9 protein-coding genes are annotated in these 13,024 nt (G+C 73.7%); 5 read left to right on the top strand and 4 right to left on the bottom strand.

Going from position 1 to position 13,024, the window contains the following annotated elements:
* Positions 1-70 precede the first annotated feature (70 nt).
* The 3 genes from ACFRCR_RS10935 to ACFRCR_RS10925 form a co-directional block, all read right to left on the bottom strand.
* Entirely contained in the window at positions 71-835 is a 765-nt protein-coding gene (locus tag ACFRCR_RS10935) for a putative F420-0 ABC transporter ATP-binding protein (RefSeq protein ID WP_377677483.1), read from the bottom strand.
* 89 nt (positions 836-924) lie between these two features.
* On the bottom strand, positions 925-2,016 hold the full coding sequence (locus tag ACFRCR_RS10930; RefSeq protein ID WP_377677480.1) for a putative F420-0 ABC transporter permease subunit: 1,092 nt from the start codon (positions 2,014-2,016) through the stop codon (positions 925-927).
* A 10-nt stretch (positions 2,017-2,026) separates the two neighbouring features.
* A complete protein-coding gene (locus ACFRCR_RS10925; RefSeq protein ID WP_377677481.1) occupies positions 2,027-3,091 on the bottom strand; it encodes a putative F420-0 ABC transporter substrate-binding protein in 1,065 nt (354 codons plus the stop codon).
* 264 nt (positions 3,092-3,355) lie between these two features.
* Between ACFRCR_RS10925 and ACFRCR_RS10920 the strand changes: the two genes are divergently transcribed.
* The 3 genes from ACFRCR_RS10920 to ACFRCR_RS10910 all read left to right on the top strand — a co-directional run bounded on the left by ACFRCR_RS10920 (position 3,356) and on the right by ACFRCR_RS10910 (position 6,517).
* Positions 3,356-5,020 (top strand): molybdopterin-dependent oxidoreductase, encoded by a 1,665-nt coding sequence (locus ACFRCR_RS10920; protein ID WP_377677478.1) that lies wholly within the window; start codon positions 3,356-3,358, stop codon positions 5,018-5,020.
* A 73-nt stretch (positions 5,021-5,093) separates the two neighbouring features.
* Positions 5,094-5,927, top strand: a complete 834-nt coding sequence (locus tag ACFRCR_RS10915) for an SDR family oxidoreductase (protein ID WP_377677476.1) — start codon at positions 5,094-5,096, stop codon at positions 5,925-5,927.
* Between the two features lie 338 nt (positions 5,928-6,265).
* A complete protein-coding gene (locus ACFRCR_RS10910) occupies positions 6,266-6,517 on the top strand; it encodes a hypothetical protein (RefSeq protein ID WP_377677474.1) in 252 nt (83 codons plus the stop codon).
* Positions 6,518-6,574: 57 nt separating this feature from the next.
* Here ACFRCR_RS10910 and ACFRCR_RS10905 read toward each other — a convergent pair whose 3' ends face one another.
* Positions 6,575-7,411: a DUF2306 domain-containing protein gene (locus tag ACFRCR_RS10905; protein ID WP_377677473.1), complete on the bottom strand. Its 837-nt coding sequence runs from the start codon at positions 7,409-7,411 to the stop codon at positions 6,575-6,577.
* Positions 7,412-8,157: 746 nt separating this feature from the next.
* On the opposite strand from ACFRCR_RS10905, the gene ileS reads away from it, so the two are divergent.
* Positions 8,158-11,541, top strand: coding sequence for an isoleucine--tRNA ligase (gene ileS, locus ACFRCR_RS10900; RefSeq protein WP_377677472.1), 3,384 nt, complete (start codon positions 8,158-8,160; stop codon positions 11,539-11,541).
* The gene (locus ACFRCR_RS10895) at positions 11,538-12,986 is read left to right on the top strand and encodes a bifunctional folylpolyglutamate synthase/dihydrofolate synthase (protein ID WP_377677470.1); all 1,449 of its coding nucleotides are present in this window, start codon (positions 11,538-11,540) and stop codon (positions 12,984-12,986) included. Before ileS ends, ACFRCR_RS10895 begins: the two co-directional genes overlap by 4 nt.
* Positions 12,987-13,024 lie beyond the last annotated feature (38 nt).

Genomic DNA, 13,024 nt, shown 5'->3' with positions numbered 1-13,024 from the left:
GGGTTGAGGCTGTTCCGGCTGCCGGAACGACCTCAACCCCGTTCTCGGCACCACGGGCGGCGGGACGGTGTCAGTCGCCGAAGACCAGGACCGGGCGGCCGGTGCGCGGGTGCGCCATGACGTCGCAGCGGACCCCGTAGACCGGCTCGATCACGTCCGGGACCAGCACGTCCCGCACGCCGCCCGCGGCGACGACGCGCCCCTGCGCCAGGACCACGACGTGGTCGCACGAGGCGGCCGCGAGGTTGAGGTCGTGCAGCGCAGCGAGGACCGTGACGCCGTCCGCCGCGAGCTTGCGCAGCACCGACATGGCCGCGAGCTGGGCCGCGATGTCGAGGTGGTTGGTGGGTTCGTCGAGCAGCAGCAGCGACGGTTCCTGGGCGAGGGCGCGGGCCATGTGCACGCGCTGGCGCTCGCCGCCGGACAGCGTCGCGAGCGAGCGGTCGGCAAGGTCCTCGACGCCCGCCCGGACGAGCGCCTCGCGTGCCACGGTCCGGTCGGCCCCGGTGTCGCCCGCGAGGAGCGAGCGGTGCGGGATGCGGCCGAGCAGCACGGCGTCGAGCACCGAGATCGGCAGGTCGGTCGACGCGTCCTGCTCGACGAGCGCGAGACGGCGCGCGCGGCGTCGGCGCGGCATGCCCAGCAGGTCCTCGCCGTCGAAGCGGATCTCGCCCGCGTCCGGGACCTGCGTGGCCGCGATCGCACGCAGCAGCGTCGACTTCCCGGACCCGTTCGGCCCCAGCAGGCCGCTCACGGCCCCCGGGGGAGCGGTCACGTCGACCCCGTCGAGGATGAGCCGCGACCCGGCCGACCACGAGACGCGCGCGGCGTCCAGCCCACGAGAGCCGTGCGCGTCGCGGGCCGTGGCATCCGGAGCGGCCGCAGCGTCCACAGCACCCGGAGCCCTCGCCGTGCTCGCCGTGCTCACAGTGCCCGCCTCCCTCTCCACAGGATGATCGCGAAGACGGGCGCGCCGATCGCGGCCGTCAGGATGCCCACGGGCAGCTCGCGCGGGGCGAAGATCGTGCGGGCGAGCGTGTCGGCCCACACGAGGAACGAGCCGCCGAGCAGGGCCGCGAGCGGCAGCAGGACGCGGTGGCGCGCCCCGGTCAGGAGCCGGACGGCGTGCGGCAGGATCAGCCCGACGAAGCCGATCGCCCCGGACACCGAGACCAGTGCGCCCGTGAGCAGCGCGACCCCCACGAGCAGCAGCCAGCGCGTCCGGTTCACGGCGATGCCGAGGCCCGCGGCCGCGGTGTCGCCGAACGTGAACGCGTCGAGCACCGACCCGGTCGACGCGAGCAGCGTCCCGAGGACCAGCACGGCCCCGCCCGCGATCGCCACGGACGTCCACGTGGCGCCCGCGACCGAGCCCATGAGCCACGACAGGATCTCGCGGTAGGAGTCACCGGTCGCGGACCAGAAGATGATGAACGACGTCGCGGCGGCCGCGAGCTGGCTCACGGCGAGGCCGGCGAGGACCGTGCGGGTCGGGGTGATGGCCCCGAGCGACCCCGCGAGCGCGAGCGCCGCGACGAGGGCGAGGACCGCGCCGCCGAACGCAGCGACGGGCAGCAGGACGCTCACGCCGAGCACCAGGACGAGGACCGCGCCGAGCGACGCACCCGACGAGAGCCCCAGCAGGTACGGGTCGGCGAGCGGGTTGCGTGTGAGGGACTGCATGACGCCCCCGCAGATCGCGAGACCGGCTCCCACCGCCGCCGCGGTCAGGACGCGCGGCAGGCGCAGCTGCCAGACCATGCCGTCCTGCAGGAGCGGCAGCGGTTCGAGTCCGAGCAGCCCACCGAGCCCGACGTGCGTCGCGACCGAGCGCCACACGTCGCTCCACGTGAGGTCGGCGGGGCCGATCGTCACGGCGACCACGACGCTCACGACGAGCGCGACCGACGCCCCGGCGAGCCACCACGGGGTGGCTCGACGACGGTCAGCCGGTCGCCCGACGGGTGCGTGGACCGCCGACGGGTCGGCGCTCCTCACGGGCACGAGGGTTCGCACGGGGTGCTCCTCAGGGGACGGTGATCGCCGCGAGCTGCGCGCCGAGGTCCTTGACGGCGTCGACGTTGCGTACGCCCGCCTCGGTCGCGGGGAAGGGCACGGTCAGGAAGCGGTCGCCCTGCACGGCCGTGAGGTTGGCGGTCGCGGGGTTGGCCTCGAGCGCGTCGATCTTCGCCTGCGCGGTGTTCCAGGCCGAGTCGACGAGCACGATCACGTCGGGGTCGGCCGCGATGATCTCCTCGAACGAGAACGGCGTCCACGTGTCCTGGACCGAGGCGGCGATGTTCTCGAGCCCGACGGCGTCCATGATCATCTGCGGGGCGCCGATCCCGGCCCCGACGTAGGGGATGTCCGAGCCCGAGGAGTACCACAGGGCCGTGAGACCTCGGTCGTCGGTCTCCACCGCGTCGAGCTCGGCGCGCTGGGCTGCGACGAGGTCCTGCGCCGTCCCGGCGACGTCGAAGATCTCTCCCGCCTCGGTGATCTCGGCGAACACGTCGTCGAACGTCAGGGGGTTCGGCTTGTACGCCTCGGCCTTGCAGGCCGAGGGGGAGACGTAGGTCTGGACGCCGAGCTGCTGGAGGGTCGTGCGGTCTCCCGCGCCCTCGGCCGTGAGGTTCGACTCCCATCCCGCGTACACGAGGTCCGGTGCCAGCGTCAGCACGGCCTCGGCGCCCGGGACCTTGTCGGAGAGCGGCGTCGCGACGGCCGGGAGGTCGGCCGCGGTGCCCGCCCACTGCTCGGCGACGGGACCGTCGGGGAACGCGGTCCCCACGAGCCGGTCGCCCAGCCCGAGCGCGAGCATCATCTCGGTCGTGCTCGACTTGATCGTCACGACCTTGCGCGGGGCGGCGTCGAACGTGACGTCGAACCCGCAGTTGGCGAGCGTCAGCGGGTACGTCGTGGACGAGGCCTCCGCCGTACCGGAGGGCGCCCCGCTCGGCTCGCCGGACGCGAGCTCCTGACCGCCCGCGCACCCCGCGAGGGTGAGCGAGGAGGCGAGGACGAGCGCCGCCGTCGGGCCTGCGCGCAGCGCGCGGCGGGCGGGACGGGCGGACGGGCGGACAGGGCGCAGCGTGGGCACGGCACTCCAGGTCGGGAGGTCGCCTGCCGGTGCGGGGCACGGCGGCGCGGCGAGAAGCGAGAGGGGTAGGGCGCCACAATCCGCGACGAGGATCCGCGGTCCAAGCACGGGCCGCTGCGGCGAGCCAAGCGCGGCTCGCGATCCGTGTCCCAGCCTAGTAGGTCGGCGGACCGGTGGTGCGACGGTTCAGCGGTCGGCGAAGCGGGCGGTGCTCCCGCGCGGACCCGCCGCGCCGCGCGGTCCTACAGTGGCCTCATGAGCCCGACGGCGGAGCCCGCCTCTCCCGGCACGTCCGGTCGCGCGCCCCGGGGGCGGGGCGGGCGCACCGACCCGTCACGCCTGTGGGCGCCGCTGCTGGGGATCGCCTCGGCGCTCGGGGCGTTCGCCGTGGCCGAGCTCGTCGCACTCGTCGTGGGGTCGGGGTCGAGCCCCGTGCTCGTGGTGGGTGCCGGTGTCGTCGACCGGGTCCCGCCGTGGCTCAAGGACTTCGCGGTCGAGACGTTCGGGACCGCGGACAAGACCGTGCTGATCCTCGGGATCGTCGTCGTGCTGGCGGTCGCGGCCGTCGTGGCGGGGATCCTCGAGACGCGGCGGCCGCCGTGGGGGACCGTGCTGCTCGTGGTGGTCGGCCTCGTGGGGGTCCTGGCCGCCGTCACACGACCCGACGCGACGCCCCTGTGGGCTCTGCCGACCGTGGTGGGGGTCGGCGTCGGGATCATGCTCCTGCGGACGGGAGCGGCGCGGCTGCGGGCGTGGCGAGGCTCGGCGCTCAGCCCGGTCGTGACCCCGACGGCCGAGCCGGAGACCCCGCTGAGCGCGACCCGTGGGCGCGAGGCGCTCGACCGCCGGTCCTTCCTGGTCTTCGCAGGCCTGACCACGGCGACCGCGCTCGTGGTCGGCGGCGCGTCGCGCGTGCTGTCGGCGGGGTCGCGGGCCCTGACCGCGGCGCGGGACGCGATCCGCCTCCCGGCGCCGGTCGGCCCGGCCGTCGTCGTGCCCGCGGGGGCGAGCCTCGACGTGCCCGGCATCGCGCCCTACGTGACGCCCAACGACGAGTTCTACCGCATCGACACGGCCCTGCGCGTGCCCGAGGTGAACCCCGACGACTGGCGGTTGCGCATCGTCGGGCTCGTCGAGGAGGAGGTCGAGATCTCGTTCGACGAGCTGCTCGCGCTGCCCCTCGTCGAGCACGCGACGACCCTGACGTGCGTGTCCAACCAGGTGGGCGGGGACCTGGTCGGCAACGCGGTGTGGCTCGGCCACCCGCTGCGCGACCTGCTCGCGCGGGCCCGGCCGCACGCCGACGCCGACATGGTCCTCTCGCGCAGCGCGGACGGCTGGACCGCGAGCACGCCGCTCGACGTGCTGACGGACCCGGGCCGGGAGTCGCTGCTCGCGGTCGGCATGAACGGCGAGCCGCTGCCGCTCGCGCACGGCTTCCCCGTGCGCATGGTCGTGCCGGGCCTGTACGGGTACGTGTCGGCGACCAAGTGGGTCGTCGAGCTCAAGGTCACGCGCTTCGCCGACGACGTCGCGTACTGGTCGACGCGCGGCTGGTCGCAGCGCGGGCCGATCAAGATGTCGTCACGCATCGACGTGCCGCGCTCGGGTGCGTCGGTCTCCCCGGGGGCCGACGGTGACGTGGTCGTCGCGGGAGTCGCGTGGTCGCAGCACACGGGGATCGCGGGCGTCGAGGTGCGGGTCGACGAGGGGGAGTGGGAGCAGGCGGAGCTCGCGGAGACGGTCTCGGCCGACACCTGGCGGCAGTGGTCCTGGAGATGGACGTCGCCCGAGAAGGGCAGCCACGACCTCGCGGTGCGGGCGACCGACACGGACGGGACGGTCCAGACGTCCGTGAAGGCTCCGCCCGCGCCGGACGGGTCGAGCGGCATCTACTCGATCGGCGTGACCGTGGCCTGAGCGGGGCCGTCCAGCATGCGAGAGGCCGCACGGTCGGCGTCGGGCGTGCCGCGGGGCGTGGCAAGGTAGGGGCGTGACGACCTCGCAGACCACGCCCCCGCCCACCCCCTCGACGTCCGCGTCCACCGCGGCCGACGCGTCCGCGCAGACCCGGCGCGCCGTGGTCACCGGCGCCTCGTCGGGCATCGGTGCGGCGACGGTGCGCCGCCTGCGCGCGCAGGGGTGGGACGTCGTCGCGTTCGCGCGCCGAGCGTCCCTGCTCGACGCCCTCGCCGTCGAGACGGGCGCCCACCCCGTGGTGGGGGACGTCACGAGCGACGACGACGTGGCGCACCTCGTGCGCGAGGCCGAGGCTCGCGGCCCGGTCCACGCGGTGCTCAACATCGCGGGCTTCGCGAGCGGCACGGACCCCATCGACGCGAGCGACCTGGACCGCTGGCGCGCCATGTTCGAGACGAACGTGCTGGGCACCGTGCGCGTGACCAAGGCGTTCCTGCCGGCGATCCGTCGCGCGGGCTTCGGCACGGTCCTGGTCCTGACGTCGACCGCGGGGCACGACGCGTACAGCGGCGGGTCCGGCTACGTCGCGACCAAGCACGCCCAGGCCGCGGTCGCCGAGACCCTGCGGCTCGAGCTCAACGGCGAGCCCGTCCGGGTCCTGGAGGTCGCGCCCGGGATGGTCCGCACCGAGGGGTTCTCCCTGACCCGGTTCGACGGCGACCAGGCCCGGGCCGACGCGGTCTACGACGGCGTCGAGGCGCCGCTGACCGCCGACGACGTGGCCGACGTCGTCACGTTCGCCGTGACCCGGCCCCAGCACGTCGCGATCGACACGCTCGTGCTGCGGCCCGTCGCGCAGTCGTCCACGACGCTGTTGGCCCGCGGCCCGCTCGTGACCAGGCGCTGACGTCTGCTGCCCGTGCCTGAACGCTGTCCGGCCCCGGACGCCGGTGCGGAGCCCCGGGCCGGGACGCGCTTGTCGGGCCGGACCCGGGCTGGCATGATGACGCCCGTGATCCCCGCCGCGCACCCCCTGAGCACCCGAGTGCTCCTGGTGCGCCCGTGGGCGGTCCGCGCGTCGAGCTGTTGTTGAGGGCTCGCTGACGCTCCAGCAGCGCGCGACCTGGTGTCAGCGAGCAGTGCCACGCCCCTCCCTCTCCTGTGAGGGCGTGATGGTCACCGATCAGTTCTCCAGGACTGGTCGGTCTGCCCTCGTGAGCACCCGCCTCGACACCAGGACCTCCCATGAACCTCGCTCTGATCGCCCACCCGTTCGCCGTGACCGGTGACGTCGACCCCCTCGGCCACCTGCTCGCCCACGACCCGTGGTTCGCCGCGGCCGCCCGCGCCGTCGCACCGCCGACGACCCCCGGCCCGACGGCGCAGCCCGGCCCGGGCCGCGCGCTCACCATCGAGTGGCTCGTCGCGCGCGACATCGACACCTACCGGGCGCGGCGCGGGGAGCCCTCGCGCGGTCGGCCGGCGACCGCGCGCTGACACGGCGGCCTCTGGCAGCAGCCTCCTCGCGTCGCCCCGGCCCCTCACCGCGCGGGCTCATGCCGCGGCACGCACCGCGACGGGTGGGGTCATCCGCAGCCCGGGCAGGTTCCGTCGGGCGATCAGCCACTCCGCGATCACGACGTTCGGCAGCCAGCACAGGAACGCGACGGGGGCGTAGGCGGTCTCGAACAGGACTCCCGGATCGGCGTCGGGACCCGCGAACGGCGTCTGGACGGCCACGAGGACCCCGACCCACAGGCGCAGCGTCACGGCGGCGTAGGTCAGGGCGAAGCAGCGGATCATCCACGCCTGGTGCTCGGCGACGCGGCCCGCGCGGATCGCGCGGTAGGCCTTCCAGCCCGTCCACGCCCACAGCACCGCGAGCGTCCCGAACCCGAAGAAGCCGAGGAACGCCACCGAGCTCGCGGTCGAGATGACGAGGCCGGTGAGCGCACCCACGCCGACCCCGACCAGGTAGACCCTGCCCAGCACGCGATGCAGGCGCGGGGCGCGGCGGCGCCAACGGGAGACGAACTGCAGCGGCCCCACCAGGAGGGCGATCCCGGCGAACGCGATGTGCAGGTAGAACGCGAGCTGGATCGCGGGCGGGCGGTCCGCGAACGTCGAGGCGAGACCCGTGTCGTCCTGGGCGAGCTCGTCGAGCGTCGCGCCCGTGTAGGACGTGAGCAGGATCGCGGCCATGGCGATCGAGCTGAGCGCGACCCAGACGAGGCCAGGCCGGAAGCGACGGGGGTGTCCGGTCGGTCGCCCGGGACCGGCCGGTCGTGCGTGGTCGGCCGGCCGCGAGGGGCGGTCGGGTCGGGAGGTGCTCGTGCGGCCGGGTGCGGCGGTGGCGCCGGGGGAGGCCGCCGCCTCGGAGGGAGTGGGCATCGTCGCCTCGTTCTCGGGTCGGGGTGCGGGGCAGGAGGACGGGCGAGCGTGCCGTCGCCCTTCGCCTCCAGCGTCCCGTCCCGCGCGATCCCGGCGACAGGAGGGAGTCCCCCCGAAAACCTGGCGGCCGGCCCCCGCCCGGCGCGCGACCGGTCCGGTACCCCGGTCCAGCAACCCACCCGGGGCGGGTGCGCAGACCAGGGCGCGGACCTCGGCGTGGCCGTCGGGCAAGACGGAGGAGGCCGGCGTGCCGCCGCCGAAGACGCGCCGCGCCGTGGAGCTCGTCCGCCAGAGCCCGGGGGCCTCGGGGATGCCCACGCGAGCGGTACACCCTCGAGCTCGGAGGCCTTGTCCGGTGCGTCGTGCCGCACGACCTGCGCGTGTTCCTCGCGGACGGTCACGTCGTGCGTCGTGAGGTTCTCCTCGCGCCGCTCCGTCGTTCGTGTCGCCCCAGGACGAGCCCGCGGGGCGGCGCGTTATCATGGGGCCACAGGCATCGACCCGGCCATCACCGGTGAGCCTCCGGAAGAACAGGCCCCGCCGCGCGGGACCCCAGTAGAACCGGACGGGTAGGCCCGTCACAGCCGTGTCGAGCGGTCGCCGCTCGGGTGCCCACAGCGCCCGACGACGGCAAGCGGGGTGGTACCGCGGCTCGCCTTCTCCCTCGGGAACCAGGGAAGGGTGGTCGTCCTCGCACGAGCACGTCCCGGACCACCGCCTGCCACTCACGATGGAGCCACTGAGCCATGGCCTACCCTCTGCACCGCACCGACGACACCGCCCCTGACGGTCAGGGCCACCAGATCCCCGCCAGCCCCAACCTGCCCGCGCTCGAGCGTGGCGTGCTGTCGTACTGGTCCAAGGACGACACGTTCCGTGCGTCGATCGAGCACCGCGAGGCGGGCCAGGACGGCGACAACGAGTTCGTCTTCTACGACGGCCCTCCGTTCGCGAACGGCCTGCCGCACTACGGCCACCTCCTGACGGGCTACGCCAAGGACGTCGTGCCGCGCTACATGACGATGCGCGGCAAGCGTGTCGAGCGCCGCTTCGGCTGGGACACGCACGGCCTGCCTGCCGAGCTCGAGGCCGAGCGCGTGCTGGGCATCACCGACAAGTCCCAGATCGAGGCCATGGGCATCGCCGCGTTCAACGAGGCCTGCCGCGAGTCCGTGCTCAAGTACACGGACGAGTGGAAGGAGTACGTGACGCGTCAGGCGCGCTGGGTCGACTTCGCGAACGACTACAAGACGCTCGACATCACGTTCATGGAGTCGGTCATCTGGGCGTTCAAGCGCCTGTACGACAAGGGGCTCGCGTACGAGGGCTACCGCGTGCTGCCGTACTGCTGGCGCGACGAGACGCCGCTGTCGAACCATGAGCTGCGCATGGACGACGACGTGTACCAGTCGCGTCAGGACCCGGCGCTCACGGTCGGGTTCCGCCTCTCCGGCGACGCCGTGGACGGCGTCGCCTCTCCGGCCGCCGGTGCGCTCGTCCTCGTGTGGACCACGACCCCCTGGACGCTGCCCTCGAACCTGGCGGTCGCCGTCGGGCCGGACGTCGACTACGTCGTGGTGCGCGCGGGTGCCGGCTCGGCCGTGGCGGGCGACACGGTCGTGCTCGCGGCCGCCCGGCTGGGCGCCTACACCAAGGAGCTCGGGGAGGACGCCGAGGTCCTGGCGACCGTCAAGGGCGCCGACCTGGCGGGCCTGCGCTACACCCCGGCCTTCGACTACTTCACGGACCGTTCGGCCGAGGGCTGGCCGAACGCGCACCAGGTGCTCGTGGCCGACTTCGTGACGACCGAGGACGGCACGGGCATCGTCCACCTGGCGCCCGCCTTCGGTGAGGACGACATGGCCGTGTGCGACGCCGCGGGCATCGTGCCCGTCGTGCCCGTCGACGCCCGTGGGCGTTTCACCAACGCGGTCCCCGACTACGCGGGCGAGCAGGTCTTCGACGCCAACCCCAAGGTCATCAAGGACCTCAAGGAGGGCACCGGCCCGCTCGCACGCGTCGAGGCCGCCGCGCGCGCCGTCGTGCTGCGCCACGAGACCTACCAGCACTCCTACCCGCACTGCTGGCGCTGCCGGAACCCCCTGATCTACAAGGCGGTCTCGAGCTGGTTCGTGCGCGTGACCGAGTTCCGCGACCGCATGGTCGAGCTCAACCAGGACATCACGTGGACGCCCGAGCACATCCGCGACGGCCAGTTCGGCAAGTGGCTCGCGGGCGCGCGCGACTGGTCGATCTCGCGCAACCGCTACTGGGGCACGCCCATCCCCGTGTGGGTCTCGGACGACGCGAACTACCCGCGCATCGACGTCTACGGCTCGATCGCCGAGCTCGAGGCGGACTTCGGCGTGCCCGTCACGGACCTGCACCGCCCGTTCATCGACGACCTGACGCGCCCCAACCCGGACGACCCCACCGGGAGGTCCGTCATGCGCCGCATCCCCGACGTCCTGGACGTGTGGTTCGACTCGGGCTCGATGCCGTTCGCGCAGGTGCACTACCCGTTCGAGAACGCCGACTGGTTCGAGCACCACTACCCGGGCGACTTCATCGTCGAGTACATCGGCCAGACCCGCGGATGGTTCTACACGCTGCACGTCCTGGCCACGGCCCTGTTCGACCGCCCGGCGTTCCGCTCGGCCGTCTCGCACGGGATCGTGCTCGGCTCCGACGGGCGCAAGATGAGCAAGTCCCTGCGCAACTACCCGGACGTCTCCGAGGTCCTGGACCGCGACGGCTCCGACGCGATGCGCTGGTTCCTCATGAGCTCGCCCATCCTGCGTGGCGGGAACCTCATCGTCACCGAGGAGGGCATCCGCGACTCGGTGCGCCAGGTGCTGCTGCCGCTGTGGAGCACCTACTACTTCTTCACGCTCTACTCGAACAACGCCGCCGACGGCGCGGGGTACACCGCGAAGCGGGTGGCCCCCGAGCGCGTCGCGGACCTCCCCGCCCTCGACCGCTACCTGCTGGCCCGCACGCACGACCTGGTCGAGACCGTGACGGCCCAGCTCGACGCGTACGACATCGCCGGAGCGTGCGAGGCGGTGCGCGAGCACCTCGACGTGCTGACCAACTGGTACGTCCGCACGCAGCGCGACCGCTTCTGGGACGAGGACGCGGACGCCTTCGACACGCTGTGGACGGCCCTCGAGGTCCTCACGCGGGTCATGGCGCCGCTCGCGCCGCTGCTCGCGGAGGAGGTCTGGCGCGGGCTCACGGGCGGGCGCAGCGTGCACCTGACCGACTGGCCGACCGTCACGGCGCAGGAGCCGGCCGAGACCTGCGCCGACTCGCTCGCGGGCGTCCTGGTCGCCGACGACGCGCTCGTCGCCTCGATGGACCTCGTCCGTTCGGTGGCCTCGCTCTCGCTCGGTCTGCGCAAGGCGCACTCGCTGCGCGTGCGCCAGCCGCTGAGCACCCTGACCGTCGTGACCGAGGACCCGGCAGCGCTCACGTCCTACGCCGACCTGCTGGCCCGCGAGCTCAACGTCAAGACCGTGCGGTTCCTCGACCTGGAGTCGGGCGCGGCGGACGAGTTCGGCGTCTCGCAGAAGCTCACGGTCAACGCGCGGGCCGCCGGCCCGCGTCTGGGTCGCGGGGTCCAGGCGGTCATCAAGGCCGCCAAGGCGGGTTCGTGGCGCGTGGGTGACGACGGGTTCGTCGTCGTCGAGACGCCCGACGGCGACGTGCCGCTGCTCGGTTCCGAGTACGAGCTCACGACCGTTGTGCTCGCCGAGCAGGGCCACGACGAGGTCGACCCGGCGGCCCCGTCGATCGCGGCGGCCGTGCTGCCCACGGGCGGCTTCGTGGTCCTCGACCTCGAGCTGAACGACGCGCTCCTGGCCGAGGGATACGCGCGCGACATCGTGCGCGAGGTCCAGGACGCCCGCAAGGCCGCAGGTCTCGACGTCTCCGACCGGATCGACCTGTCGCTCTCGGTGCCCGGCCCCTGGCAGGGCGCGGTCGAGGACCACCGCGACCTCATCGCGGGCGAGACCCTCGCCGTGAGCGTCACGATCGACCTCTCGCCGACCGACGAGCGCCAGGTCCTCGTGGCCAAGGCCGCCTCGGACGCCGGCGTGTCCGGGGCGACGGAGGTGCAGGCGTGAGCGGCTTCCGCGTGGGCCGGGGCGCCGGCGAGCGTCCCGGTGACAAGGACGCGCGGCGCCCCGGCGGCGCAGCGCACCAGCGCACGGCCGAGGAGGCCGCAGCGCTCGAGGACCTGGCCACGGTGTACGCGCACATCATGGACCGGGCCCCCGAGCACGACATCGACCCGACGCTCGACCGCGTGCGGCGGGTCCTCGAGCTCCTGGGCGACCCCCAGAAGGCGTACCGGACCGTCCACATCACGGGGACCAACGGCAAGACGTCGACCTCGCGCATGGTCGAGCGGCTCGTGCGCGAGCACGGCCTGCGCACCGGACGCTTCACGAGCCCGCACCTGACCTCGGTCACCGAGCGCATCGCGATCGACGGCGAGCCGGTGACCCCGGCACGCTTCGTCGAGATCTGGGAGGACGTCGCGCCGTACGTCGGCGTGGTCGACCGCGAGTCGCAGGAGGCCGGCGGGCCGCGGCTGAGCTTCTTCGAGGTGCTCACGGTCATGGCCTTCGCCGCGTTCGCCGACGCCCCCGTCGACGTCGCGATCGTCGAGGTCGGCATGGGCGGCAGCTGGGACTCGACCAACGTCGTGGACGGCGACGTCGCGATCGTGACGCCCATCTCGATCGACCACACGCGCTGGCTCGGCCACACGATCGAGGAGATCGCGACCGAGAAGGCGGGGATCGTCAAGCAGGGCGCGGTCGTCGTGCTCGCCGAGCAGAGCGACGTGGCCGAGGCCGTCGTGATCGAGGCGGCCGCCGCCAAGGACGCCCGCGTCCTGCGCGAGGGCCAGGACATCGCCGTCGCGGGACGCACGCCCGCGGTCGGGGGACAGGTCGTCGACCTGCGCACCCCGGCCGGCCTGTACACGCAGATCTTCCTGCCCATGATCGGCGAGCACCAGGCGCACAACGCCCTGCTCGCCCTCTCGGCGACCGAGGCGCTGCTCTCGGGCGGTCGGGCGCTCGACGGCGGGGTCGTCGAGGCCGCGTTCGGCGACGTGTCCTCGCCAGGTCGTCTCGAGGTCCTGCGGTCCAGCCCGACCGTGATCGTCGACGCGGCCCACAACCCTGCGGGCGCCGAGGCGCTCGTCGCGGCCGTCGACGAGGCGTTCGAGTTCGAGCGACTCATCGGGGTCGTCGCGATCATGGGTGACAAGGACTCCGAGCAGATCCTGTCGGTGCTCGAGCCCGTGCTCGCCGAGATCGTCGTGACGCGCAACTCGGCCGAGCGGTCGGCCGACCCGGCGGACCTCGCCGAGATCGCGATCGACGTGTTCGGGGAGGACCGGGTCCACTCCGCCGAGCGGCTCGACGAGGCGCTCGCGATCGCGGTCGACCTGGCCGAGCGCGACGACTCGGTCGGCGTCGGCGTCGGGACCGGCGTCCTCGTGACCGGGTCCGTGATCACCGCGGCCGACGTGCGGATCCTGCTCGGGCGCGGCTGACCCCTGGCGCACCACCACGACGCAGGGCGCCCCTCGGA

Source organism: Oerskovia sp. NPDC056781 (assembly GCF_042789955.1).
Lineage (GTDB): Bacteria > Actinomycetota > Actinomycetes > Actinomycetales > Cellulomonadaceae > Oerskovia > Oerskovia rustica.
The sequence above is the reverse complement of the archived record's forward strand: the minus strand, read 5'-3'. Positions and strand labels throughout refer to the sequence as shown.